The sequence below is a fragment of the Rhodococcus sp. OK302 genome, from assembly GCF_002245895.1.
Taxonomy (GTDB): Bacteria; Actinomycetota; Actinomycetes; order Mycobacteriales; family Mycobacteriaceae; genus Rhodococcus_F.
Genome location: NZ_NPJZ01000001.1, coordinates 3,928,520 through 3,953,215, shown reverse-complemented (window position 1 = coordinate 3,953,215; position 24,696 = coordinate 3,928,520). Strand labels below are relative to the sequence as shown.

The following is a 24,696-nucleotide window of genomic DNA, read 5'->3' as shown; positions in this document are numbered from 1 at the left end:
GTCACTGGTTTACCAGGTCAGCGTCGTACTGCAACGAGTCGTCCGGATTGATGGGAAACGCTTCGAGATCGCTGCATGCGAGGATCGCGTTCGCAGCCTCACAACTGCAGCCGACAAGAGTCGAATCGAAGTCAACCTCGGTCGCCACACACCACGAATGATCCTGCGGCCAGACAAGATTCGCCGACGGTCTCCCCGGCCGCGCGCCGATGATGTCGGGGATTGTCGACGCTTCCCTCAACGAACCGGACAGCACTACGTAATCCCGGCCGGGATGTCGCATATGCGGCCCATCGATCAATCTGGACGCCATCGGAGCAACAGGGACAGGACGTGAGAAGAACCGCCTGACTCCGGTGGCGTACTGCGCCGTGGCACCGGCGCGGAGGAAACCCCAGCCGTCCCACAGCGCAAAATATAGGTTCTCAGGCGAATTCGTATGGTGAGCAAGCAAATCGAGAAGCCGTTGATTGTCCGGTTGGTCGATCGAACCGACTTCAGGCTCGTCGCCGTCCCACAGTTCGCTCTGCGGGTTGATGGAATCTTCCGCGTCGATCAGACGCCACCACTGAACTAGAGGGTGCAACCTTCGCCCTGTTGCCGCAGCAACATCACGCCACCGCACCACGTGATCGCCGTCGACTTCAATGGGATGCAGGACCCGCACATAGGCGTCGAAGCCAGCAGGCACCACAGCGGTGATTGCGGCCCTTCCCTTGGTTAAGCGGGGTTCGATCCAGTCTCCGACCGACGCATCACTGACAGGTTCCATCCCCGGATCGTGTCAGACGGCGGACGGCATTGCGCTCAGCCACTGCCGATTCCATCGAGTAACATCGCACTTCGACGAGGCGGGGGATCGAAAAAGATATGGTCGTTCTGGCATTGATTGCACTGGCGCTCGCGGCGGCAGCACCGGTTGTTACCGCTGCCATGCCAAAAGTCAGTGGTGGCCACATCCAGATTCCTGAATGGGCGTCTGCGACGGTGTCACTGCCTGCGCTCGGTGTTGCAGCGCTTGCCGCCACTCGAACTATGCCGGTCACCGGATTCGCGCTGGGAGCAACGCTGGTACTTTGCGTACTCGCCGCCGCGACGGCCGGAGCACCAATCGTATTGGCCACCTTCAAGATTGCTCGACGACAACCCGACGGAAGTCCAGCCCCCAATGCGGGACCGCTGCGAGGTGGCCGTGTCATCGGCGTGCTCGAGCGCGTCGCCGTCGCGGTCTCCATTCTGGCCGGATGGCCTGAAGGTATTGCAATCGTCCTGGCAGTCAAGGGTTTAGCGCGCTACCCCGAACTACGTGAACCGCATGCATCCGAACAGTTCATCATCGGCACCTTCGCCAGCGTCCTTTGGGCGATCGCCGTCTGTGGAACGGGAAAGGCGCTGATCACGTAAGTTCGGTGATCAGCGCCTTTCCGTCAGTCAAGCAGTTCAGTGCCTGGGTCCGCCTTCTGGCGGCTGATCCTGGTACGGGTACTTCTGCTGGAACTCTTCACGGTCGGACTGCACGGGAGGCTGTCCGGGGAAGGCACTCTCGCCCGCCGGTGGGAGTTCCGGCTCGGTGAATCCTGAAGCCGGAGCCTGCGGGACAGTGTCACGAAGCGATCGAACGGCCGTTGCCGGATCCTCGACGGGTGTCCGAGCAGCAACTTCCGCTGCGCGCACAGTTTCCGCGATGGCCGGATCAGACTTGGACTCGAACCACTCTGCTACCTCGGCTGAATCGTCCTCAGGCTTTGGGAGGTCCGCGTCGGCTGTGGACGGTTCGTAGCGGAATACGCCATCCTGACCCTGTGCACCAAGGGTTGTCGCGAAACCCTTGAGCGCATCTCCGAAGTCACTCGGAACGAGCCACACCTTGTTGGCATCGCCCTGCGCCATTTGCGGCAATGTCTGAAGGTACTGGTACGCAAGCATTTCCGGGGTGGGCTTGCCAGCCTTGATTGCGGCAAAGACCTTCTCGATAGCCTTGGCCTCACCCTGCGCCTGCAGGTACTTGGCAGCGCGATCACCTTGCGCACGAAGGATCTGCGACTGACGCTCACCCTCGGCGTTGAGGATGGAGGCCTGCCGGTTGCCCTCCGCGGAAAGGATCTGGCTCTGTTTGGCGCCCTCGGCGGTCTTGATCGCAGATTCACGATGACCCTCAGCAGTCAGAATCATGGCGCGCTTCTCACGGTCGGCCTTCATCTGCTTTTCCATCGACTCCTGAATCGACGGCGGCGGATCAATGCTCTTGAGCTCCACACGGGCGACGCGCAAGCCCCAACGTCCGGTTGCTTCGTCGAGTACGCCGCGCAGCTGACCGTTGATGGAATCACGCGAGGTCAGCGTCTCTTCCAGCGTCATACCGCCGACGACGTTACGCAGCGTCGTCGTGGTCAACTGCTCGACAGCGGCAATGTAGTTACTGATTTCGTAGACCGCTGCCTGCGGGTTGGTGACCTGGAAGTACACGACGGTATCGATGGACAGCGTCAGGTTGTCCTGGGTGATCACCGGTTGTGGCGGGAACGACACGACGCGTTCACGCAGGTCAACCTTCGCGCGCACCCGGTCCGCGAACGGGATCAAGAATGTGAGCTGACCCGATACCGTCTTCGAGTATCGACCGAGCCGCTCGATGACCGCGGCCTCAGCCTGCGGCACCAGTGCTACCGACTTCGCGACCACCAAGATCACGAAAAGCACCACCACACCGAGCACTATGAGTGCTGCCATTTTTAAGGTCCCCTCCAGACAACTGCTGTTGCGCCGTTGATTTCCATCACCGTCACCGTGGTGCCCGGCGGGTACACCTCGGAGCTATCGAGGGGGCGAGCCGTCCATACTTCGCCGTTCAGTTTGACCTGACCGGCATGCTCTCCCACCTCTTCGAGAACGATGGCGTGCTTGCCTTCGAGTGCCTGAATTCCCATCGCGGTGGGCGGCGGGGTGCCGAAGCGCCGCAACAGAAAAGGCCGAACGACCAATATCAATGCTGCCGACGACACACCGAACATCACGGCGTCCACCCACACGGGAAAATCCGTGACCGAACTGAAGCCGGCAGTGGCCAGCGCGCCACCGGCGAGCATCAGCAGGAAAAAATCTCCTACCAGTGCTTCGGCGCCGGCGAGCACGAGTGCTCCGATAAGCCAAATAAGTGCAGCCACAACACCATCTAACCAGAATGTGTGATCTGCGCCGTGCTCCCGTTAGTTCGGTTCGGTTACGAAGTCGACGAGTTGTTCGACGGCACCGATCAGTGGCGCTTCCAGATCCCGGAAACTCTCCACAGCGTTGTAGACACGTCGCCAACCCTCCTGAGGAGTTCCCCAACCAAGTTCGCGGCAGATTCCGGTCTTCCAGTCCTCGCCCCGCGGAATCTTCGGCCACGCAGCGATTCCGACGGCTTTGGGCCGCACTGCTTCCCAGACATCGATGTACGGATGGCCGGTCACCAACACATTCGGACCGAGTCCCTGCGTCAACTGCGTTTCCTTCGAGCCCGTGACGAGGTGATCCACCAGGACACCCACCCGTCTGCCGGGACCGGGTCCGAAGTCCGCAAGCCGCTCCCCCAGATTGTCGAGGCCCTCGAGGTGTTCAACCACAACACCTTCCACGCGCAAGTCGTGTCCCCACACTCGCTCCACCAGCGCCGCGTCGTGGACACCTTCCACCCAGATCCGGCTCGGCAGCGCTGTGCGAGCGCGCAATCCTTCGACCCGCGTCGAACCCGAAGCAGATCGCGCCGGCTTCGCCGAAGCCGCCTTGGGCGCCGGACGCACCAACGTCACCGGTGAACCGTCGATGAGGAACGCCGCCTCACGCATCGCGAACAATCGGGTCCGTGACCGTCCGTCCTCGAGTCGGACGAAATCGCCGTCGTAGGTTCGCTCGAACCCGACAACCGCACCGCAGAATCCCGTCGCCACGTCTTCGACAACGAGGTCGCGTTCGGCCGCTACCTGGGGCGTCACACGCTTCTGGGCGCGGGTATGGCCCGCAAAAATGTCACCGTATCCATTACCGCTCACGCCGAATAACGCTAGGTCACGATGCCCGCGCGGCACAGGTTGCCACGCCGAACTAAACTCCTCTGACATGAGTTCCCCCAGCGCAACACTCACAGTGTGGGCAGCGTCATGGCTGGCCGGTGACAGTGCGCCGGACGACGTCATCGACGCACTCGCGGCATGGGCGCCGATGCATCTGATCGGTTCCGCCGACGCCGATACCGCCTCGGCCCTCGGGCTCGACTGGCCAGGCATCACCGACGGCGGTGCCCCGATGTTGCTCCGCGTACTACGACGCGCCGGGAACATCTCACCGGCCGAATTGCGATTAGTCCTGCCCGCTGCCGGCGATGTCCGAGGCCTACCGGCTCGAACAGATTTCGCCGCCGCTGCGTTGTCCACCGGTGAAGGCGTGTTGATCGGCGAACCAGGATCCGCCGGGTTCGGTCTGGTTCCGGTTGTCGAGGGACCCGACGTTCTGAGATGGACTGTGTACTCCGTCCCGAACGTGTCCGGTCCGGCTGAACACATCGGGTTGGGTGAGGCTGAATACTCGATGCGCGAGGCCGTCCGTAATGCCGCAGCGGCGCTGCTCCAATTGCAGACGGTTCCCACGGGCACACCCACCGACGACGCTCGCGCCAAGATCGCCGATGCCCTCTCCGAGCATGCGCATCATCGATACCCGGAATCACTCTCGTCCCGAGCACTGCGCGTCCTCGACAGCGCTGATCAAGTTGCCGCAATTTTGGCTGTGGCGGAACATGATTCCACCAACGAGGCACCGAGTGTGTCTGCCACCCAGGCCCGCGAATCAATGTTGCGACCGTTGTGGACCGCGGTCCGATCGGCCCGAATGGCAGCGGCGGCAAGCGTCGCAACCCACCACCCGGCCAGCGGGCAATAGCGCCTGCTGGTGCTCGTTTCGGTACGTCTCCAGCGGGCAGGAATTCCTGCATCGAACGGCGCATCTCCCCTACTGTCGAGCTTTGGCGGCGTCGATACGCTTGCGTTGCCCGCCGACGCAGCTTCGCACTCGTGCGGCCGCGAGACCATCGACAGTCCTTGAACGTACCCATGCCGACTTAGAAGCCGGACGCTACGAGGCCAAGGTAAGAGCTGGGATGCGATCGCATCAACTCTCGGCGTTGGCCGTTCTTCTGTGAGTCGAGCACTGAATCAGAGCTGAGGACCATCGAGACCTTGGCGGCTGACCACGAGACAGTCGCCGCGCTACGCAGTGAACTGTCACGTGCTACGTCCCGAGGCGCGCCAGTTTCGTGGGTAGTGCGTCGGCAGGTGTGGGTCCGGTTCCCCAGGTCAGCGGCACAACGTATCCAGAAGGTGTGCTCCACGTGAACCGTCGTAGCAACTGATACAGCACAGTCTTGACGGTCATGTCGGCGAATTGTTGGCCGATGCATTTGTGGGCGCCGCCACCGAACGGCGCGAAGGTGTAGCGGCTGATCGCTTCGTGTTGGGCAGCGGTGGTGAAGCGGTCGGGGTTGAAGGTGTCGGGGTCGGGCCACCAGTCGTGCAGACGCATCGACGCATACACGTTGATCGCGATCTGGCTTTTACGCGGGATGAAGTGCCCGCAGATCTCAGTATCGGCAATCGCTTGCCGGAACAGCGTGCCTGCCGGGGCGTACATGCGCAGGATTTCCTTGAACGCCGCATCGAGCAGTGGGTAGTTCTCGAGGTCCGTCAACGTGGGTGATTCGGCGGGCGATTGTGCGGCTTCCTCCCGCAATACGTTCTGCCAAAGTTGGTTTCGGCCGAGTTCGTAGACCAGCATCGACAGTGCGATGGCGGTGGTGTCGTGGGCGGCCATCATCAGGAAGATCATGTGGTTGACGATGTCCTGGTTGCTGAACCGTTTGCCGTCGTCGCTCTCACTGCGGCACAGCATAGAAAACAGGTCGGTGCCGTCGCCCTGCCGGCGGCCGGGTATCTGGTGGTGGAAGTACTTTTCGAGGCGCTCCCGAGCGCGAAGGCCACGTGCCCAGGTGCCGCCCGGAACGTCGGCGCGGATGACCGCCTGACCGCCGCGCACGGTGTCGTGGAAGTCGTGGGCGAGTTGGTCGGCTTCCGGCCCTAGTTCGGTGCCGATGAACACCTCGGCGGCCTGCTGGAGTAGCAGGTGCTTGATCGATGGATACATCGGGAACCGTTGCGCTGGATGCCAATTACTGAGCGAATGTCCGATCCTGGTCGACGTGAGTTCCAGGTAGCCGTTGAGCGCGTTGCGGGTGAAGGCTTGCTGCATGATGCGGCGGTGGTCGCGGTGTTCTTCGAAGTCGAGCAGCATGATGCCGCGGTCGAAGAAGGGTCCGATGACGGGTTGCCATCCGCGGGTGCTGGACAACGCCTTGTCTTTGTTTCTCCAGGCGGCCTCCAATGCTTCGGGGCCGAGCAGTGTGACGACGCGGAAGCCGACACCACCGGCCCACGACACGGGGCCGTACTTGGCGTAACGGTGGCGCGCGAAGTCCAGTGGTTCGGCGGTCGAGGACAGGATGTGTCCGAGGAAGGGAAATCCGAAGTTCCCCATCACGGGCGCGAGGCGCGATCCGACTGGAGGGGATGCTAGCGATTGTTCGGCACTGGGATAACGGGATGTGACGGCAGCGCCAAGTGATTGGAGGCGACGTTTGACGCCGGCGGGCAACTCAGGAATGGTGATCCCGTTGAGCAAGGCTGTCATCGGGGGATCCGGTCGAGATACGCGCGGCGCTGGGTGTCGTCGTAATCCCCGGGTGGCCGGTTGCGGGTGACAACACGCTTAGCGACTTGCAAGAGACGTTCTGGCGCAGCTTCCTCGAGCGTGCCTATCGGTGCCAACCAGCGCGGGACTGTGACCTCGCGACCCGGTCGGCGTGCAGTGTCGGCGATGGCGCGACCTACCTGTTCGGGTTGCAGCGTGGGTTGCAGATCGAGCGAAACACCAGAGGTGAGTTCGGTGTTGACTGCCGCAGGCATGATCGTTGTCACCGTGACTGCGGTGTGGGCAATTTCGGCACGCACCGCCCGCGACAGGGCGGCGACGGCGAACTTGGTGGCGCAGTACACCGCGATTCCTGGTGTGGTCACCTTGGCGGCCATTGATGCGACGTTGACGATGTGGCCGCAGTTGCGGGCCAACATGTCGGGGAGGAAGACGTGCATGCCGTTGATGACGCCGCCGAGGTTGACCGCCACCTCCTGATGATGGCCTTCGAGGCTTTGGTCCACGAACGGCCCTAGCCGCATAATTCCGGCGTTGTTGACGAGCATCCGAACCGGGCTGTCGGCGCTGGCGGCAGCCCAGAATTTTCGCAGACTGTCCTCTTTGGTGACATCGAGATGCATTGACTTGGCATCGATTTCAGCAGCGGTGCGGGCGGCCTCCTCAGTGTCGAGGTCACCGATCCACACTCGCGCTCCCCGGCGAGAAAGTTCAGCAGCAGTGGCACGTCCGATGCCGCGGGCTGCGCCGGTGACACAGACGACGGCACCGTCGAGTTCGATCATGACCGAACCTCCTCGTTCTCGAAGTGGCGCAACGCAAAGTGGGCGATGGTACGAATCTCACCGCTGTGCATCCTGAGTAACGCTCTACCGAGGTACAACCCTGGCAGCAACTCGACGATCTCGTCACGGGTGCGTTTGATCGGGAAGGTCCGCACACTCGGATTGCTGTACTCCTCGACGCCATAGTTCAGCGCGATCAAGGGAATGTTGGGAGTGACCAGTCCGACATCGGCACCGTAGTGGAAGTCGAAGCCCACGATCTCCGGGCCGACCCGACGCAAGCCGCGGTAGAGCGGCGCGATCACCCGCATCGCATAGCGCGCCAACGGGATCAGCCGATTGAACCCCGTACCTGACTCAGCGTTGAACGTCTTGCCCCGCCACGTTGGGTTGATCGCGAGCAGCGGATTGGCCAACGTTGCCTCGGGAACATTGAAGAGTTTGCCCACGATCAAGCCTTCGTAGGCACCATCGAGCTGTTCGGGCCGCGTTCCGGCGGCAAACAACGCGGCGATCTGGTCGCGGCGGTCGGCCGCACTCAGCTCACGCAGGTACCGCCATCCCTCTACTCGCGCTCGACCCGGCGCGTGTTGGGCGAGCTCACGCAACTCGGCCAGTATCGGCCCGCTCACCGCTGTGACGGCGGATGAAAGTTGGGTGGTAGCGGTAGCAGCAGGCGGTGTGGGTGACATCGGAGAACGTCCTCTCAGTGACCAATGAACTATTCTGGTACTAAACTGTGCCAAATATGATCGACGGGTGTCAAGACCCCTACGCAGCGAACGAGACGAGGCAAATGCCACTATGGCTGTCATGAATGCCCAGCCTGCGCGGAGCTACGGCGGAATCGAAGCCGGCGAGCGGGTGCGGGTTCGCCGCAACCAGCTGATCGACGCCGCACTGGGAATCATGGCCACTGACCAGTGGCGCACCGCGACAGTCGCCAGGGTGTGCTCGACCGCTGGGCTGAACAAACGCTACTTCTACGAAAGCTTCGACACCCTCGATGCACTGGCGGCGGCCGTCGTCGAGGAAACCGCACGTCACGTAAGCGAGAGTGCCGTCCTCGCATTCGCAATATCAGCAAACAAGACCCTGCAGGAAAGGGCCTTTCAGAGCATCGACGCTGCGGTGCGAGCCCTGGTCGAGGACCCTCGTCGCGCCAGGGTGCTCTTCGATGCGGTTTCCGCGTCCCCTGCGGCGTTGGCCCACCGGGCCGCGGTCGTTCAAGGCCTCGCGATGATCCTGGTTCAACACGCCCGCGAAATTCACGATGTAAAACTCGAACGAGACAGCCTGGCCCGAGTTACGCCGGCGTTCCTCGTCGGCGGCACCGCCGAGGCGATCATGAGCTGGCTCAACGGCACCGTCGATATCACCCTTGAGCAACTGATCGACGACCTGACCACGCTGTGGCTGATCACCGGCAACGGCGCCGCCGACCACGCCCGCCGGCGACTGCCCGAGGAAAAGCCGTGAGCACTGCAGAGTTGATTTGTTTCCTTACCGTCTTTACTGGGCGGTTCCGGGTTATTGCTCGTAGGTTCGGAGCTGTCGGGGGACGCTGCGGTATGACAAGTTGCGTAAAAACATGCCCCAAAAATTTCGGGAGCCACACGGAAACGATTCTCGGTGAGCTGCATGCGTGATCGGGCTTTCCGGTTTCGCTGCTCGAATAGATCGCGACCGCGTAGCTTGTCCCGTAGGCGATAGCGACAGTTGATCGCGGGGGTGTTGCTGCACCGCTGGCAGGATTCAGTGCTGGATACCAGCCTAGAAGCGCCCAGAAACGAAAGCCAACGCAGAGTGAACGGCAGAATAATGTCGTCATTGGCCCGGCCTTTCGAGTTGAACGGGCGTCCATTTAGGTGTTTTGCTTGCCAGCGCACCGAACCGAATCGACCAAGAGGCCTGTGATGGAATCCAACCCAATAGATCGCCGCAAATTCTTGGCCCGTGCCGCCGTCACGGGGGCAGCCATACCCGTGGCAGCGATGGCGTCGGGAACCGCGAACGCCACAGATTTCAACAATGCCGCCGCAGACAACGGCAAGTTCCCTTTTCCCGCCGACAACGACCTTCGAGTGCTCCTCACCGGGGACGCCGGCACTGGTACGCCTGCACAATGGGCAGTTGCCGATGCGATCAGGGAACTACATACCCGTGAAGCGCTCTCGATGGCGCTGGGCCTCGGCGACAACATTTACGAGCTCGGCCCCAACGGAGTCAATGACGGTCAGTTTGCCGCGAAATTCGAGGATCCGAACCACGGTCTCGATTTTCCGTGGGCGATGGCGTTGGGCAATCACGACAACAGTGCTGTTTTTCCGGGCGACGGTGGATGGTTGTTGCGCGGGGACGACGAGGTGGCCTACCACTCTCGCTCGCGCCGTTGGTGGATGCCGAGCCGGTACTACTCGGTGCGCGTGCCGGAGGAAAATCCGGTCGTCGAGTTCTTCGTTCTGGATCTCAATCCGCTCGCAGCGTCTCTGCCGCCGCTGTTTGTGCAATATTGGGCGGTGGACGGGCAGTACATGAATGAGCAACGCGCATGGCTGGATGCGGCGATCGACGCGTCGCCGGCAAAGTGGAAGATAGCGTGTGCCCACCATCCGTACTTGAGCAACGGGTCGCACGGTGATGCCGGTGAGTACGACGGCATGCCGATCGAGCCGATGAACGGCGTGCACGCCAAGCGGTTCTTCGAGGAACATGTAGTCGGCCGTTGCCAGTTGATCCTTTCGGGCCACGATCATTCGATGCAGGTACTCGAGCCGACTATCGAGTCGAAGGGCACCCGGCAGATCGTCTCTGGCGCGACTGCGAAGAACAGCCACGGTAAGACCGGGCCTCGGGCCGACGATCGCCGCACCCTCTTTCAAAACTTCACCGACGTCGGGTTCATGGTGATGGATCTGAACGCCGACGAGGTCCGGCTGCGAACCTACACAGTCGATATCGCGACTGGGGCCTCAACTCTCGCATTCGACCGTCGCCTGGTCTGATCCATGTCGATGCACACCAGGTCACCGGACGCTGATTCCGCTCGCGGTGACCTGGTGTACCGAACACGACATCACCTTCCAGACGTCCGGGCTCGATGCGTGTATCCGCGTCGGCACTGCGTTCGTCGATTGCAACCATGTTCCGTATCCGTCGCCGGCCGCGGGTGTGTTTCTTCCCGCGAGGTCTTCGAACTCGGCCGATCGGAGTCAAGTTCGCGACCCGCCCGCAACCGGATCCCGCGGATCGATCTTCGGGCAGCCTGAGTTTTCTGCCTCCGGAGGGATCTCAGTAGTCTTGCCTGCATGACACGCCTTGGCATTGAGAACGTTCGTGCGGAAATTGATGAGTTGGATCGGCAGATCGTTGAACTTGTTTCACGGCGGCAACATTGGGTGCAAGAGGCCGGCAAGTTGAAGGTCGATCGTGACGATGTCCGAGCGCCCGATCGGGTTGAGAAGGTCATTTCAAAGGTACGTGCCCTCGCTGACGCGTCTGGTGCAGCTCCTGATGTTGTTGAGCGAACGTATCGGGCGATGATCGCGGCGTTCATTGATCTGGAGCTGTCGGTTCACGAGAACCACAATGGTACTAACCCGGTGACTGCGGGCGACCGTCACTGACCTTTCACCAACGTCGTCGGCGTGTGTGCGGCCTTCCTATCCGACTGCGTAGGAACTGACAACGCGACCACATGCAGTCGCGACGTTGGTGGAGCGTCCAGATGCCCCGGTGAACTGCGGGTGTCCGCGTCGGCACTGCGTTAGTCGATGGAGACCATGTTCCGTATCCGTCCACGACCGTGGGAGCGCTTCTTCCCTCGTGGTCGTCGGATCGGCCGATCGGTACGCACAACTGATGATGTCGGCGAACAGCCCCATGCTCCTTCGGGCAGGACTTGTGCACGGCGACACCGACGCTGGAGTCCTGGCCGCTGGGCAGGTCGTCGGCATGATCGACGACCTGCCCAGCGTTTGCGAGCTCATCGAACGGATCGTCTTCGAAGCCGAAAGCAGGCTCGACGAACTCCACCAGGCCCGGTAGTGATTCGATCCGGCGAACGAAGAGCCTCAAGTCTCGATCCCGCCGGCGGTCGTACACCTTTCGAAATTCCGGATCGGCATCGCTGGCGCAAATATTTCGGAAGTTGTTGGACACGAACGTGTTTAACACGTCCACGGAGGCGTTACGGTTCCGCCGTCGACAGTGACGGCAGTCAAGCCCACCGATGTCGTCACCCACAGCGAGGCATCGCTGTCACCCGGATTGTCGAGCTGAACCGTCGCCAACTCCGGAACCAACACAACATCTCCAACAGAGAGTTCGTCTCGCTGGCCATCCAAAGTGATCACAGGCGACCCATGAAGAACGAGAAAGACCTCCTCGTGCGAGACAGTGTGCGGTGCTCCGGCAGTACCGGACTCCAGTTCCGTACGCCAGGCGCACAGCTGTCGACTACCGCGAGAGGGCGCCACATAGGAGTGAAATTGTGCGCCGTGCAATTGGTGGGTGTGATGGTCCCCGTTTTTTCGGATCGGCATGCCAACATCCTTTCGTCAGTTCAACTGTCTTTATTGGACAGGTAGACTGACGACATGTCAAGGGACGAACCCCACGCCGATTTGCTGATGTTGCTGATGCGCAGCGCATCTGCCCTGGCAGAGCAGATCAACGCCGCCGTCGTCGCGAAAGGCCATCCGACGCTACGTCCCGCGCATGGCCTGGTCTTTCAGCGAGCGGCCGGCGACGGGGCCACTGTCAGCGAGATAGCCGGCTATCTGGGTATCACGAAACAATCCGCGGCGGTGATCGTCGACGAGCTGGTCGCATCCGGGTACGTGAACAAGGAGCCGCACCCGCACGACCGCCGTTCGCAGCTCGTTCGCCTGACCTCCGCCGGCGTCGACGTGACCACTGCGGCTACCGACGCTGCCCTCTCCTGTTGGAACGCAGCGAGCACGACACTAGGCGCAGACACGATGGCATCACTGGTACGCGCACTCGAGGAGATCGGGAGAGACAGCACACCACGTCCAGTCTGGTGACCCTCAACGACATTGACGCCCAACTGCAAACACACCGACATACCGCGGCAGTGACACGGAGCCGCATGAGTTCGCCACACGGATACGCGAGCGGATCGGTATCGACCTCACCGTCTCTGCCGCCGACTTCGACGGACTGCGCAAACGAGGGAACCCCTCACCGTGCCATCAGCCTGATTGATTGATGCTCACAGGACTCGCAAGAACCCTTGCGGTCGGATCGGGAAGAGCCGTCGACGGTCATCTCCCTCTAGAACGCCAAGGAACGACGAGAGAACGCCGCCAAATAGCGCCGCGAGCCACACGCGGTCTGCCCGGGACAGACCGTCCATGACGGGACGTGATGTTGATGTTCGACGTCAAGGCTTTACTGATAGTGCAAGGTCGCGCACTGCGCTGCCCCGTTCCTTTCTGTTGCCTAGCCCAATAGTCAGACACCGGCCAAAAGCCGACAGTAGCGAACGAATCTGAGACTGAGCGCTAGACCAGGTGCGATGCCGAACTCAGCGGACGTTGAAAGGAGCGGAGAATCACGGCCCCAACAATGATGTAATGACATTATGCATCTAAACCCTTACGGTGAGTATGCCGTCCTGCTTGCCGCATCTCTGGCCAACGATTGGCCAGCCAACCGGGATGGAATCGTCGAGCGGACGCGCGACTTCGGGATGACCATGGACTTCCCCCACTCCACCGTCGACGACCATGCGGTAACCCGCGCGGTCATTGACGCCTGGCTGACGGTCGTCGACGCACGTGATCCCCAAGAACGAGCCGGCCTGCTCAACAGCCATATGGCTTCAGCCGCTGCGTATCCGCGGCTCACAGACCACAACGACGAGGGGTGGCATCTGCACTATCGCGACCGCGACCAGACGCTTTCGCACGTGCTGCTCGCCGTCATCAGCGTCGGGACCGCACTGCACCTCAGCACTCGCGGCATGCACCGCCTTGGCCGATGCGCCGCGGGAGACGCTCCCGGTGACCTGTGCCAGAACGTCGTTGTCGACGTCACTCGCAATGGCCGACAACGCTATTGCTCGGTTCGCTGCGCAAACCGTTCCGCCGTCCGCCGACACCGCGCCCGAACTCACTGACCGACGGCTCGAAAATGCCGCTATCAACACGTCAGCCGGTACAACTGACAGATGAGAACCTTCGTCTGGCGCAATCGCACCCTGATCGTTCTTGCTGTGGTGCTCGCGGTAGTCGGCGGTCTGTGGTGGACGAGAACAACGGATTTCTCGAGGACGGCTGTCGTCGCGTTCAGCCCTGGTAGCCCATTCACACCGTGGCCAGAAAATGAACAGGACTCGTCGCCGGGCATTTTTATTCGAATGCGTTTCACCGCCGAAGATGTACGGGAGGTTGCCGATCGAGTCGCCGAAACCTACGGCGGTTCCGGGGCGGACTACGAATCGGATCTGAGCATCACCAATGCGTCGGAGATCGCCGGAATGGTGGTAACAGCTCACGGTCGAACACCCAGTTCGGCACAACGATTGGCGAACTACGGCGCCTTCGCACTGAGCGCCCTGATCAACGAGGAAACCTTGACGAACACAGGAAAACCGAACGCGACATACGTGCAGGCCACGGAGTAAGACTGCCAGGTAGAGGTCAGGAATCTCTAGCGAAAGAAGCCGTAGACGCTGCTGATTCTTCCGTTCTCCAACACCGCAACGTGCCAGCCGTGGGCCACAGGCGATTCATTTGCCGGGCCAAAGCTCCAGTAGAAGTGCGCGAGGTATCGAAACGCTCACCAACTCTCATGATGCGCTGGCCCGATACATCGACAATGCCAGGACAGCTGTCCCGGGTGATCGACCCTGGGGCTCGACGACAGAGTGACCAGCTAGAACTCGCCGTTGAGTCCGTAAGTGACGGCTGCCGACGAATCAAGTTTCGATCGAAAGAGCAACTAGCGCAGTCAATTACGATCATCCTCCGGTCCACCGAAACAAGACTGTGCGCCATCCCCGTTCCCCCGACTCCGAAGTCGAGGAACCGGCCCAAGCAACGTATCCATCGGGCCGGACGAGTAGCGCGGGTCCGACGTCCGTCCGTCGGGCTTGGATGAGGAACTCTGTTCCACCGTTATCCATCGAGATACTGTCGTGCTCGCGGATGAGGACAAACCCTGGGCGCCTTTGCAGTTCGGTTAACCGACCCTCGTAGAGCGGAACCTCCGTGGCACGAGTTCCGACCAGCTTGCTCTCCCCGGCCGCGGACGGATAGCGCAGTTCGGTGCCGGCGAAACTACCGGCGATAAGGTCACGCAACTTCGGGATCGACAGGACCAACGAAACGAGCAGATTACGCATGACCCTGGCAGGGCGCGCGTGCACAATGACGCTGCGCATCATCAGCCCCGACTGCCTCAGTACTCGCTTACCGATCGGATACCGTTCCCGCTGATAGGTGTCCAGGATCGTCTCGTCGGCACCGGCAAGAACCGCTCCGAGCTTCCACGCCAGGTTGACGCCATCTTGAATGCCGGTATTCATCCCCTGCGCACCCATCGGCGAGTGCACGTGCGCGGCGTCTCCCGCAAGGAAGACTCTGTCGATGCGATAGTCGCGGACCTGACGCTCATCGCAGTGGAAGCGCGAATGCCACCCAACCTCGATGACACCCACGTCATGTCCCATGGCCAGGTTCAGCACACGCACGATCTCGGCCTCGGACACCGGATCGGTATCGGGTACCTGATGATTTCGATCCCAGGTCATCGAGCGATACCAGGAACCGTTCTCATCCTCACGTCCGTAGGGAGCGAGGAATCCGAACTCGTTCGGTGTATCCCCCAAGGTCAAGCCGCCATTGTGCGGGCCGCCGGTCGCCTTCACGTCGGCAAGAATCACCGACGACAGTACGGATTTACCCGGGAACTCGAGCCCGACCAGGTCGCGGACTGTGCTGTGCGCGCCGTCAGCCCCGACGACGTACGTGGCGCGCCACGTCACGCTGGAGCCAGGGTTGTCGTCGCCGCGGGGCCGAGCGCTGACAGTGACACCCGAGCCATCCTGAGCAAGGTCGACAACTTCGACACCGCGGTGAATGTCCGCGCCCTGCTCTACCGCGTACCGTTCGAGGGCCTGGTCGACGTTGGTCTGCGGAGTGATCATCGCGAACTGGTAGCGAGATCGCAGGTGGGTAAGGTCCAGCTTCGCGCGGTTGAACAGCTTCACGCCGGGGGTGGTCGTGCTCGTCGCCAGTAGTTGGTCGGCCAGTCCGCGGGCGTCGAGCAACTCCAGCGTTCGCGCCATGGTTGCAAAAGCGCGACTGGACGGGTTGATCGTCGGCCACCGCTCCAATACCGCTACCGAATGACCAAGGCGCGCAATATCTCCCGCTACAGTCATACCTGCCGGCCCACCGCCGACTACGACTACGTCGACGTGATGGTCCGGCGTCGCACGTCCCGCCGCCGGGATGCTGTTGTTCGGGCCTGTCGTCATCGTCGCTCCGGTTGATAGGAGTTTCGTTTGACGAGTACCCGCAATAGTGGCTTTCAGTGCGGCGGGTGTCTCACTCGCGTAGCGCTTGACTGATCCGCGCTGCCTGCCGGGTGAGGTGATGACGTTCCGCAAGGTTGGGTGCAGACAGCGCCGCATCGGCATACAGCCGCGCAGCGATCGAATGGTCGCCTGCCTTCTCGTGGAGGTACGCCGACGCTGCGGTGTAGCGGGGCAGGTCAGGGTCCACCACGGCGAGGGCAGCAAGTCCTGCGACGGGGCCATCGGCCTCACCGATCGCGACAGCCCGGTTGAGTTGCACTACCGGACTGCCCGTGAGCCGAAGCAACTCGTCGTACCAGCCGACGATCTGAACCCAGTCAGTCTCCTCGGCGCGCGGCGCGTCGGCATGCAGCGCGGCGATAGCGGCTTGGGCCTGGAACTCGCCGAGTCGGTCATGAGCCAGGGCTGTCTGCAGGATGTCGACGCCTTCGGCAATGAGCTCGGTGTTCCACAAAGAACGGTCCTGCTCGGCGAGGGGCACCAGACTGCCGTCGGGCCTGGTTCGCGCCGCGCGCCGAGCATGGTGCAACAGCATTAGCGCCAGCAGTCCCGCGATTTCCTCGTCAGCGACCATCGTCCCCCGCGAGCGCGACGTTCCCGCCAACTGCCGGGTCAGCCGAATCGCTTCGGCGGACAGGTCGACGTCACCGGTGTAGCCCTCGTTAAAGACCAGGTAGAGCACCCGAAGCACGGTCGCCAGGTCACCGGGCTGATCAAACCGCACGTCACGGACCGTGCGTTTGGCCCGGCTGATCCTCTGCGCCATTGTTGCCTCCGGGACGAGGTAGGCCTGGGCGATTTGCCGCGTGGTCAAGCCTCCGACGGCACGCAATGTAAGGGCCACCGCGGAAGCCGGAGTCAATGACGGATGAGCGCAGAGGAAGAAGAGCTGCAACGTGTCGTCGGCGGTCTCCGTCGGTCCGGGTGGTGGTTCGAGGTCGAGTAGCCGTTCACGGTTGCGGCGGGATGCCTCGGAGCGATGGGCGTCGAGAAACTTCCGCCAGGCAACCGTGACTAACCAGCCCTTCGGGTCGGACGGCGGTCGGTCCGGCCAGGTCAGCGCGGCCTGGATGAGTGCTTCCTGCACGGCGTCCTCGGCCGTCGCGAAATCAACTCCGCGGCGCACAAGGACACCGATCACTGCGGGAGTCAGCTCCCGCAACAGCATGTCGTCCATCACCTGGTCTGCCCTGGCCGGCCGGATCACTCGGTGACCGTCGGAGGTGCGGTCAGGAACGGTCGCACCTCGAGCCACTCGTGAATCGGCTTGCCACCGGCTCCGGGGGCGGCTGACAGCTCGCCGGCGAGCTCGAGTGCCCGCTGGTAGGTGTCGACGTCGATGACCATCCAGCCGGCGATCAGGTCCTTGGTCTCCGCGAAGGGTCCGTCGGTGACCGGCGGCCGACCCTCCCCGTCGTAACGGACGAACGTGCCCTGGGGCGAGAGTGCCTGGCCGTCGACGAACTCGCCCGTAGTCTCGAGTCGCGTGGCGAAATCGGACATGTATTTCATGTGGTCCTCAATTTCGCCCGGTGTCCATTGGTCCATCGGGACATCGTTGACGGCCTGGGGTGCGCCGCGGTAATGCTTGAGTAGCAGGTACTTTGCCATGTTGATCTCCTTGGTGTGTGCGGCCCTGTTTGCCGCGTCTACCCCTGGAACGGAGCAGCTAGGCCGTTCTCGACATCCTCGCGAAACCAACCGTGAAGCCCATTCACTCAAAGCACGATGACAGCTTCGATCGGGGGTGCGGAGACGTGGGGAGTGCCGGTACTCAACCAGAATCGGACGCGTCCGAGGCCTGACGCAACAGTGGCGGCGTTGCCCGAGGATTGGTAGCGATCTGCGCGGCTGTCCATCGGATACACCGTCCGACTGCCAGACCCGCCCGTATCGAGATTTTCCCAATGCACGGTGACCGGAATCAAGCATGACGTCAGTTGATGCGGCGCACCCTGCAGTTCCGCAGGTACGTAGAACTCCGGCGACAGCAAGATGTACGCCTCAGCGCCCGGCCACCCAGTCGTCAAACCCACCGTCATGGGGATGCGTGCCACGCCGCATCGTGCGACATCGTCGGCTACCGCCCACGTGTCGCCGGCCTGAACTGGCCCCGAAGCGGCGGCAACTGATCCCGAACCGATCACCGCAGTGAGTGCGATTACTGCGGAAACGACCGCAATTCGGCCCGCGGACAATACTTTTGGCGCAAACATAGGTCTCCTCGGATTCAGCAGATTATCGTCGTGAACCACTATCCCGCGACTCGGCAATATCCCGAGGAATAAACATCACCGTTCGCAACCGAAACGTAATCGAGTCTCTGTCGCTGCTAGGTGTCTGAGCGCGCCGGCGATCACGAATTGAACGTGTTCAACTCTGAAGCGTATCCTCTATTTGAACACGTTCAAATAGAGGAGCCGTCATGAGTGATCGCGGGATCGAGACACGGGAAAAGCTGGTCGAGACAGCACTACGACTCTTCCGGGACGAAGGCTTCCAGGCGACGACCATGCGCCGGATCGCGAGCGAGACCGGCGTCTCGCTCGGCAACGCCTACTACTACTTCGCCGGCAAGGACGAACTCGTCAGCGAGCTGTACGTGGTCATTCAGCGCGATCACCGCGACCGGGCGCTTCCACTCCTGCGCGACGGTGGTTCCCTCGAGGAGAATCTCAAGACCGTTCTGCACGCGGGTCTGGATGTCATGAGTCCCTATCACGGCTTCGGCGGCTCATTCCTGCAGATTGCACTACCGTCCACATCCCGATCCAGCCCGTTTTCGGTCGAGTCGACCGAGGCGAGAGACATGGCGATCGATCTGATGCGGCAGGTTCTGACGGCCTCGAAGCAGCGGACGCCACCGTCCTTGGAAACACAGCTGCCCACACTGCTGTGGCTGACGTATCTGGGCGTGACTTTGCACTGGGTTACCGACTCGTCTCCTGGTCAGACGCGTACCCACACTCTGGTCAACGGTCTTGTCCCCGTCGCCTCGAAGGCAATCAAGCTGGCTCGATTGCCAGTGGCCCGCGGCCTGGTCGGCGACATCGCCAAGCTTATTTCCAATACCACTGCTAGAGAACAGGTTGCAGAGCGATGAACACACTGAACGATGTCGTCATTTGCGGAGCATCGGGTTACATCGGGCGGCAAGTTCGTCAGGCGTTGGAAGCGAGCGGAACCAAGGTGCGGACCATCGGGCGGGGCGGCTCGAGCGATGCCGTCTGGTCCGACGAGCAAGGTGTCGTCGACCTTCTGAACGGCGCAGATCTGGTGGTCAACCTTGCCGGACGCTCCGTAAGCTGCCGATACAACAAACGCAATGCCGATGAGATCTTCTCATCACGGGTGGAAACAACAGCACAACTTGGTCGCGCGCTGGCACGTACGTCGCAGCCGCCCTCACTGTGGGTGAATGCCAGCACCGGCACGATCTATCGAGACGCTCGTGATCGGCCGATGGACGAGAAGTCCGGTGAACTGGGGAAAGGATTCTCCGTCGCAGTCGCCCGGGCCTGGGAACAAGAACTCTTCGATGCGCCCACGCCCGTACGGAAGGTGGCGCTACGTATGTCGATCGTTCTCGGCGCCGGTGGCGGAGCGATCAACCCACTCATCAATCTGGCTCGGATGGGCTTCGGCGGAAAAATGGGCGATGGCAGGCAGATGTTCAGCTGGGTGCACATCGATGATGTCGTTCGCTCGATCACCCACATTGCCGAACATCAGGACATCGCCGGTCCGGTCAACATCGCGACGCCCTTCCCCGTGACCAATGACGAAATGATGAGTAAGGTGCGGGCGACCCTGGGTCGGCAGCGCGGGTTGCCGACACCCGGCTGGATGTTGGAGTTCGGCGCACGGATCATCCGCACCGAATCTGAACTTGTACTCAAGAGCCGCTGGGTCGAGCCGGGAGTACTCGCTGACACGGGATTTCAGTTCAAGTTTCCGACGCTGGATTCGGCGCTCGAGCAGATCGCTCGAGAAACACCGCGAGGCTTGCTGCCGGTAGCGCTGGGCTGAGCGTCAGGCGCGACTCCGGGCTACGTAGAGCAGCTATCCGGTCGGCTTGTGATTGATCGCGATATGCCGGTCGATTCGGATGTGCTCGTCCAACGTCGGGTAGCGCAGGCCCGTGTCCTGCCCGTATCCCTGGGGCCGCAGCCACGCCAGAACATCGCCCCAGAACCAGATACCTCCGGCCACGGAGTTGTAGGGAACGGGGAAGGGCGTCGACGCCTGTCTTACTCCGCGCACCCACTGCCCCACTGCTTGCCTCGTTACTCCGGCGCGATCGGCGATGTCCTGCCTCGAGACGAGGTCCGGATGGGTCCGCTCCGGCCTTACGCCTTCGCCGACGAGTTGGTCGACGAGAGTGATCGCGGTGGTAGCAGCCCGCATGCCTTCTGCGGTGAGGGTCAACAGTTGAAGGCCTTTGCGCTCTTCTACCCTGCCGCCCAAGGTGTTTGCGAGCATCTGCTCCTGCGAGAGGGTCAGCAAGGGAATGATGAAAGTGAATTCGTAACGCTGGTACAGATCGTCGGCCACTCCAATAACTTAGCCGCACGCTGCACTGTTTCCGGATGGACACACCCGTAACGCCTGGCACCCGCACAATGGGCTGATGATCGAAGTGGAAGACGCGCAGTTCGAGGAGATGGTCAAGCGAGCCTTAGATGGTTTGCCGCCGAAATTAGGCCGCGAAATGGCCAACGTTGCTGTCACCGTCCAACTCGAGGGGGGACCCCCCAATTTGCTCGGCCTCTACCAAGGCATTCCCCTCACCAAGCGAACAACGACGTACGCGGGTGTACTTCCGGATCGCATCACGATCTACCGTCGTTCAATCTGTTCGATCTGCAACACCGAGGACGATGTCATCGAGCAGGTACGACGCACGGTGATCCACGAAATCGGCCACCACTTCGGGATCGGGGATCCGCGTCTGCGGGAGCTAGGCTGGTAAGCGCGGTCAGACCCGTGACGTCCTCACCACGCGTATCACCGTCATGATCAGCGCGAGCACCGCAACTCCGATCGCGGCATAAATCAGGGTGCTCACGCCCCAATCGTTCTGTATGACCACGAAATCTCCGGTATCGACATCTGTTCCGCTACATTCATTGCCGATCGGCCACCAAGTCTGTGCATCTTCAACTGAACCGATCGCCTGTTCCCAGTTAGGTGCCCGGTACCCGAACTGTTCCGGAAAAATCTCGCGACACCCATGCGAGTTAATCCATCGATACTGAGCAACAGAGAGCGCGCCGTAGGCCAGCAGCATCGCGGTTCCGGCCAAACCCGCGCATCGTTTCACCACCTGGTCGCGGGACCGAACTGCGACGCCGAAAACCATGACGATGATGATGATCGCAAAAAGTTGCATAGCGCACACAGTGCCACAAAGCGACCAGGTGGTATCCACATTGACGGACGTTGAAACTGCGACAGATCGGTTACTCCGTACGCCCGATTTCGTAGGACAGAACGAACTGATAGCCACCGTCACTGTGTCCGGCGATAGACAAGTCAGCAACGCCGCGTAGGTCGACCAATCCCCCGGTTCCCAGACCCGGCACCACCTCTACCCGCGCCGACACCGCTCCTTGATCTTGACTACCGATGTGCTGAAACACGCACGTTCCCTCATGTCCACCGATCGAACCCTCGAAGCGCTCGAGTCCGAGAACGGGAGCAGCATCAGCCTTGTAGGCAATCAGATACACCAATGTGCTGGTCCCTTCGAGGTCTCCGGTGTACGAATAGCTCACTGCGGCTTGGGTAACACCGCGCTGTGGATAATAAGCGCCGCCGGCAGTCGTCCCGGTGCCGTCGATGTCCGTGACCAGGGATTCAGACCACGACGCGATGGAAAACTTGGCTTGCGCGCTCTGTGAGAAGTTCATGTCTAGAGACTCTAAGTGCCTGACAGACACGGTTTCTTGAACAAATGCGACACGTATTCTGGACGAATGCCCCCTGTGTCAGGACACCCCGAGGCGATAGTCCACCCAACACCGGGTGCCGAAGCATTCCAGGTCGAACGGATCGCACCTCGACGCGAGTTGGCTGAATTCGTGGATTACCACTGGCTTGTGCGGTGGGCGGTAACGGAGCCACATCGGCAACAAGTAGTTCCTCAACCACGGGTTCATATCGCTGCCGAAGACGGACAACTGCTGGTACACGGGGTCTCGCGGAAACCGTTTTACCGAACACTCACCGGAAGTGGACACGTGTTGGGCGCGGCCTTCCACCCCGGAGGGTTCCGGCCGTTCCTCGGTGGGAGCGTCGGTGCGATTTCTGGAACGGTCCAGCCCGGACGCACGTTACTCGGCGACGACGATCGCCCCTCTGCCGCAAGGATTCTCACGGGCACAGACAGCGCCGAGATGATCGACACCTTCGAGCGGTATCTCCTGCGAACAAATCCAGTTCCGGATCCCAAGAGTCGCGAGGTGAACGCCCTGGTTACCGAGGCCCACAACAACCACACCATAGTCCGAGCCGACCAACTCGCGACTCATGCCGGCTACAGTCTCCGTACCCTGCAGCGGTTGTTCACCGACTACGTCGGCGTCGGGCCAAAATGGGTTATTCAACGGTTCCGTATCCTCGACGTGGCCGGTGTCGCCCATTCCGGTGACCGGGTCGATTGGTCTGAGCTTGCCTACTCACTCGGCTTCAGCGACCAGGCTCATCTGACACGCGCCTTCACCCACGTCGTCGGAACACCGCCGGCGACCTACCGACGCGAACGTGCAGGGTGACATCAAACTCACCTAGAGGCCGAAAATTAGCTAGAGGTTGATAATCGGCGACTAGTGATGTCAGCTGTACCAACACACCGCAATAACTGAACACTTACAGGAGTTCGCATGGTCAACCTGATCCAGATCGACCCAGCCGTCCCGGCAACATACGCGATGAGCCGACAGAAGGCTGCCGAATTCTTGGGCATCTCGGTAGACAGCGTGGGTTTCCTTCTCAAATCCCGCTACCTCCCGGACCTCGACGCTCGTCGCCTCCTGTCGATGGCAGGCCAGCCGTGGCTCTACAGCGACGGCGACTACCCCGTCCTGCAACAGGGCGCTTCGGAACACGCACCCAAGAAGTTGGTCCCGCCGCGTAAGTACATCGGTGAGAGCGCTGCTCACTCCGACATCGAATGCGTCGAAGCCAACCAGGGCGTCTGGGCCGGATTCAACGTCGACCATGTTCTGGCCGCACGTTTCCTTCCCGTCACGCTGCGCAAGTTCCCCGTCTCCGTCCTCCAGATCCACGAAGCGAACAGCGCCGACGAAGAGCGAGTGTCGTTTGTCGCTACCCTCGCGGGCCGTGTCCGCGAACTGGGAGCCCCGCACCTCAACTACATCGACAAGTCACTGAGCGCCGAAGATCAGGAGATCGTCAGGACTCTCCTCACTTCACGCAGCACCTCGACAGTGCCCGGTCCGTGCGGAAAGCTCAAGCAGCCCAACGCTTAACGAGAAGGCCTCTGCACTGCTGCGCAGCAGTTGATTGCGCAGGAAACACCGTTGGCGGTTCCGCCCAGCAACGGCTCGTTCCCCAGCCGCAGAGGCCTTTCACCGTTCATCAGTTCCGCGATAAGCGTCGGCACCAACTGGGCAAAACGTTGATCTCGGCCGGGTGTCGCGGCGCGCACGAAGTCCAGACCTAGTTCTGCCGCTTTGTCTTTGGCCTCGGTATCGAGATCCCACACCACTTCGAGGTGGTCGGACACAAATCCGACCGGACAGACGATGACGGCGCGAACGTCCTTGGTGGACAACACTTCCAGGTGATCGCAGATGTCGGGATCGAGCCACGGTACCTGCGGCGGTCCTGATCGCGACTGCCACACCAGATCAAAATCGTCGACGCCAACTGCCTGCGCGACGAGTCGTGCAGCCTCCGCGACTTGACGGCTGTACAGGTTGCCGCCGAGTTCCGGCGGTCCGGCATTCTTGTCGGCAGCGATCGGCACCGAATGTGCGGTGAACACCAAGCGAGCGCCATCGCGCGTAGCTTCCGGCAAGGATGCTCGTGCGTCGCGCACTCCGTCGGCAAAAGCGCCGATGACCAGCGGATGGTCGTAATACTGGCGAAGTTTCGTGAGCGTGGGTGCGCCCGCGCCGACAGCAATCCGAGCTCGAGAAATATCCTCGTGATACTGACGGCAACCGGAGTAACCGCCCCACGCCGACGTCGCAAACACCGCTGCGTTGCGAATTCCGTCGTCACGCATTTTTGCGACGGTGTCCTCGACCAGGGGATGCCAATTGCGATTTCCGAAGTAAATCGGCAATTCCAGCCCTGCACTGGCCAGTTCCGATTCGACGCGTGCGATCAGGTCTCGGTTGAGTGCGTTGATGGGCGAGACGCCACCGAAATGCATGTAGTGCTCAACAACTGCGTCGAGACGCTCCGGAGGTACTCCCCTTCCCCGCGTGACATTTTCGAGGAAGGGCCTGACGTCTTCGGGTTTTTCGGGACCGCCGAACGACAACACGAGAAGGGCATCGAACGAGGTGTCCACACTGGCGGTCATACGTTCAATCTTGCGTGATGCCGTTATCGGGGAGAAATCCGGGTACT

29 protein-coding genes and 1 pseudogene are annotated in these 24,696 nt (G+C 61.4%); 14 read left to right on the top strand and 16 right to left on the bottom strand.

The annotated features are described in order from the left end of the window. Position 1: 1 nt before the first annotated feature. Positions 2-772, bottom strand: a complete 771-nt coding sequence (locus BDB13_RS18205; RefSeq protein ID WP_094272871.1) for a hypothetical protein — start codon at positions 770-772, stop codon at positions 2-4. Positions 773-870: 98 nt separating this feature from the next. On the opposite strand from BDB13_RS18205, the gene BDB13_RS18200 reads away from it, so the two are divergent. Continuing rightward, the gene (locus BDB13_RS18200) at positions 871-1,404 is read left to right on the top strand and encodes a hypothetical protein (RefSeq protein WP_094272870.1); all 534 of its coding nucleotides are present in this window, start codon (positions 871-873) and stop codon (positions 1,402-1,404) included. A gap of 36 nt (positions 1,405-1,440) precedes the next feature. Here the strand turns inward: BDB13_RS18200 and BDB13_RS18195 are convergent, their stop codons facing one another. From BDB13_RS18195 to BDB13_RS18185, 3 genes are read right to left on the bottom strand one after another with little or no spacing between them, the layout of a single operon-like run. Then, complete coding sequence (locus BDB13_RS18195; protein ID WP_094272869.1) at positions 1,441-2,730, bottom strand: SPFH domain-containing protein; 1,290 nt, start codon at positions 2,728-2,730, stop codon at positions 1,441-1,443. Positions 2,731-2,732: 2 nt separating this feature from the next. Beyond that, positions 2,733-3,164 (bottom strand): NfeD family protein, encoded by a 432-nt coding sequence (locus tag BDB13_RS18190; RefSeq protein WP_094272868.1) that lies wholly within the window; start codon positions 3,162-3,164, stop codon positions 2,733-2,735. Positions 3,165-3,206: 42 nt separating this feature from the next. Next, entirely contained in the window at positions 3,207-4,031 is an 825-nt protein-coding gene (locus tag BDB13_RS18185; RefSeq protein ID WP_094272867.1) for a DUF3097 domain-containing protein, read from the bottom strand. 67 nt (positions 4,032-4,098) lie between these two features. Between BDB13_RS18185 and BDB13_RS18180 the strand changes: the two genes are divergently transcribed. After that, on the top strand, positions 4,099-4,917 hold the full coding sequence (locus BDB13_RS18180; protein ID WP_094272866.1) for a hypothetical protein: 819 nt from the start codon (positions 4,099-4,101) through the stop codon (positions 4,915-4,917). 348 nt (positions 4,918-5,265) lie between these two features. Here the strand turns inward: BDB13_RS18180 and BDB13_RS18175 are convergent, their stop codons facing one another. The 3 genes from BDB13_RS18175 to BDB13_RS18165 are packed head-to-tail and all read right to left on the bottom strand — an operon-like array spanning position 5,266 to position 8,215. Next, on the bottom strand, positions 5,266-6,717 hold the full coding sequence (locus tag BDB13_RS18175; protein ID WP_094272865.1) for a cytochrome P450: 1,452 nt from the start codon (positions 6,715-6,717) through the stop codon (positions 5,266-5,268). Continuing rightward, positions 6,714-7,523 carry an SDR family oxidoreductase gene (locus BDB13_RS18170; protein ID WP_094272864.1) on the bottom strand — a complete coding sequence of 270 codons (810 nt, stop codon included), beginning with the start codon at positions 7,521-7,523 and terminating at the stop codon, positions 6,714-6,716. Before BDB13_RS18170 ends, BDB13_RS18175 begins: the two co-directional genes overlap by 4 nt. After that, the gene (locus BDB13_RS18165) at positions 7,520-8,215 is read right to left on the bottom strand and encodes a hypothetical protein (protein ID WP_254922862.1); all 696 of its coding nucleotides are present in this window, start codon (positions 8,213-8,215) and stop codon (positions 7,520-7,522) included. Before BDB13_RS18165 ends, BDB13_RS18170 begins: the two co-directional genes overlap by 4 nt. 121 nt (positions 8,216-8,336) lie before the next feature. On the opposite strand from BDB13_RS18165, the gene BDB13_RS18160 reads away from it, so the two are divergent. From BDB13_RS18160 to BDB13_RS18140, 4 genes and pseudogenes are all read left to right on the top strand, one after another. Further along, positions 8,337-9,002 carry a TetR/AcrR family transcriptional regulator gene (locus BDB13_RS18160; RefSeq protein WP_094275006.1) on the top strand — a complete coding sequence of 222 codons (666 nt, stop codon included), beginning with the start codon at positions 8,337-8,339 and terminating at the stop codon, positions 9,000-9,002. A gap of 434 nt (positions 9,003-9,436) precedes the next feature. Continuing rightward, on the top strand, positions 9,437-10,528 hold the full coding sequence (locus BDB13_RS18155) for a metallophosphoesterase (protein WP_094272862.1): 1,092 nt from the start codon (positions 9,437-9,439) through the stop codon (positions 10,526-10,528). 303 nt (positions 10,529-10,831) lie between these two features. Continuing rightward, positions 10,832-11,149 carry a chorismate mutase gene (locus tag BDB13_RS18145; protein ID WP_094272860.1) on the top strand — a complete coding sequence of 106 codons (318 nt, stop codon included), beginning with the start codon at positions 10,832-10,834 and terminating at the stop codon, positions 11,147-11,149. 235 nt (positions 11,150-11,384) lie between these two features. Next, positions 11,385-11,570 (top strand): annotated as a pseudogene (locus BDB13_RS18140) (nitronate monooxygenase); the annotation flags it as partial. Positions 11,571-11,692: 122 nt separating this feature from the next. On the opposite strand, the gene BDB13_RS18135 reads toward BDB13_RS18140, so the two are convergent. Beyond that, complete coding sequence (locus BDB13_RS18135) at positions 11,693-12,067, bottom strand: cupin domain-containing protein (protein WP_094272859.1); 375 nt, start codon at positions 12,065-12,067, stop codon at positions 11,693-11,695. 54 nt (positions 12,068-12,121) lie between these two features. Between BDB13_RS18135 and BDB13_RS18130 the strand changes: the two genes are divergently transcribed. The 3 genes from BDB13_RS18130 (at position 12,122) to BDB13_RS18120 (ending at position 14,175) form a co-directional block, all read left to right on the top strand. After that, entirely contained in the window at positions 12,122-12,571 is a 450-nt protein-coding gene (locus BDB13_RS18130; RefSeq protein ID WP_094272858.1) for a MarR family winged helix-turn-helix transcriptional regulator, read from the top strand. A gap of 560 nt (positions 12,572-13,131) precedes the next feature. Continuing rightward, positions 13,132-13,668 (top strand): CGNR zinc finger domain-containing protein, encoded by a 537-nt coding sequence (locus BDB13_RS18125; RefSeq protein ID WP_094272857.1) that lies wholly within the window; start codon positions 13,132-13,134, stop codon positions 13,666-13,668. 51 nt (positions 13,669-13,719) lie between these two features. Then, the gene (locus BDB13_RS18120) at positions 13,720-14,175 is read left to right on the top strand and encodes a hypothetical protein (protein ID WP_094272856.1); all 456 of its coding nucleotides are present in this window, start codon (positions 13,720-13,722) and stop codon (positions 14,173-14,175) included. Between the two features lie 336 nt (positions 14,176-14,511). Here BDB13_RS18120 and BDB13_RS18115 read toward each other — a convergent pair whose 3' ends face one another. The 4 genes from BDB13_RS18115 to BDB13_RS18100 form a co-directional block, all read right to left on the bottom strand. Beyond that, positions 14,512-16,032, bottom strand: coding sequence for an FAD-dependent monooxygenase (locus tag BDB13_RS18115; RefSeq protein ID WP_094272855.1), 1,521 nt, complete (start codon positions 16,030-16,032; stop codon positions 14,512-14,514). A 70-nt stretch (positions 16,033-16,102) separates the two neighbouring features. Further along, positions 16,103-17,269: an RNA polymerase sigma factor gene (locus BDB13_RS18110; RefSeq protein WP_094275005.1), complete on the bottom strand. Its 1,167-nt coding sequence runs from the start codon at positions 17,267-17,269 to the stop codon at positions 16,103-16,105. Positions 17,270-17,295: 26 nt separating this feature from the next. Further along, positions 17,296-17,703 carry a YciI family protein gene (locus BDB13_RS18105; RefSeq protein WP_094272854.1) on the bottom strand — a complete coding sequence of 136 codons (408 nt, stop codon included), beginning with the start codon at positions 17,701-17,703 and terminating at the stop codon, positions 17,296-17,298. 107 nt (positions 17,704-17,810) lie between these two features. Next, positions 17,811-18,308, bottom strand: coding sequence for a hypothetical protein (locus BDB13_RS18100; protein WP_094272853.1), 498 nt, complete (start codon positions 18,306-18,308; stop codon positions 17,811-17,813). A gap of 209 nt (positions 18,309-18,517) precedes the next feature. Between BDB13_RS18100 and BDB13_RS18095 the strand changes: the two genes are divergently transcribed. Beyond that, a complete protein-coding gene (locus BDB13_RS18095; RefSeq protein WP_094272852.1) occupies positions 18,518-19,195 on the top strand; it encodes a TetR family transcriptional regulator in 678 nt (225 codons plus the stop codon). After that, a complete protein-coding gene (locus BDB13_RS18090) occupies positions 19,192-20,121 on the top strand; it encodes a TIGR01777 family oxidoreductase (protein WP_254922861.1) in 930 nt (309 codons plus the stop codon). The genes BDB13_RS18095 and BDB13_RS18090 overlap by 4 nt, the downstream gene beginning before the upstream one ends. Positions 20,122-20,154: 33 nt before the next feature. On the opposite strand, the gene BDB13_RS18085 is transcribed toward BDB13_RS18090, so the two are convergent. Further along, complete coding sequence (locus BDB13_RS18085; RefSeq protein WP_094272851.1) at positions 20,155-20,646, bottom strand: helix-turn-helix domain-containing protein; 492 nt, start codon at positions 20,644-20,646, stop codon at positions 20,155-20,157. A gap of 76 nt (positions 20,647-20,722) precedes the next feature. Between BDB13_RS18085 and BDB13_RS18080 the strand changes: the two genes are divergently transcribed. After that, positions 20,723-21,064 (top strand): metallopeptidase family protein, encoded by a 342-nt coding sequence (locus BDB13_RS18080; protein WP_094272850.1) that lies wholly within the window; start codon positions 20,723-20,725, stop codon positions 21,062-21,064. Positions 21,065-21,070: 6 nt separating this feature from the next. Here the strand turns inward: BDB13_RS18080 and BDB13_RS18075 are convergent, their stop codons facing one another. Both BDB13_RS18075 and BDB13_RS18070 read right to left on the bottom strand, forming a co-directional pair. After that, positions 21,071-21,484, bottom strand: a complete 414-nt coding sequence (locus BDB13_RS18075) for a hypothetical protein (RefSeq protein WP_094272849.1) — start codon at positions 21,482-21,484, stop codon at positions 21,071-21,073. 70 nt (positions 21,485-21,554) lie between these two features. Then, positions 21,555-22,004: a DUF3224 domain-containing protein gene (locus BDB13_RS18070; RefSeq protein ID WP_094272848.1), complete on the bottom strand. Its 450-nt coding sequence runs from the start codon at positions 22,002-22,004 to the stop codon at positions 21,555-21,557. Positions 22,005-22,070: 66 nt separating this feature from the next. Here BDB13_RS18070 and BDB13_RS18065 point away from each other — a divergent pair, with 66 nt between their 5' ends. Both BDB13_RS18065 and BDB13_RS18060 read left to right on the top strand, forming a co-directional pair. After that, positions 22,071-22,868 carry a helix-turn-helix domain-containing protein gene (locus tag BDB13_RS18065; RefSeq protein ID WP_094272847.1) on the top strand — a complete coding sequence of 266 codons (798 nt, stop codon included), beginning with the start codon at positions 22,071-22,073 and terminating at the stop codon, positions 22,866-22,868. 108 nt (positions 22,869-22,976) lie between these two features. Next, the gene (locus tag BDB13_RS18060) at positions 22,977-23,585 is read left to right on the top strand and encodes a transcriptional regulator (protein ID WP_094272846.1); all 609 of its coding nucleotides are present in this window, start codon (positions 22,977-22,979) and stop codon (positions 23,583-23,585) included. Here BDB13_RS18060 and BDB13_RS18055 read toward each other — a convergent pair. Then, positions 23,582-24,649: a ferrochelatase gene (locus BDB13_RS18055; RefSeq protein WP_094272845.1), complete on the bottom strand. Its 1,068-nt coding sequence runs from the start codon at positions 24,647-24,649 to the stop codon at positions 23,582-23,584. The two genes, BDB13_RS18060 and BDB13_RS18055, sit on opposite strands and share 4 nt — an antisense overlap. Positions 24,650-24,696 lie beyond the last annotated feature (47 nt).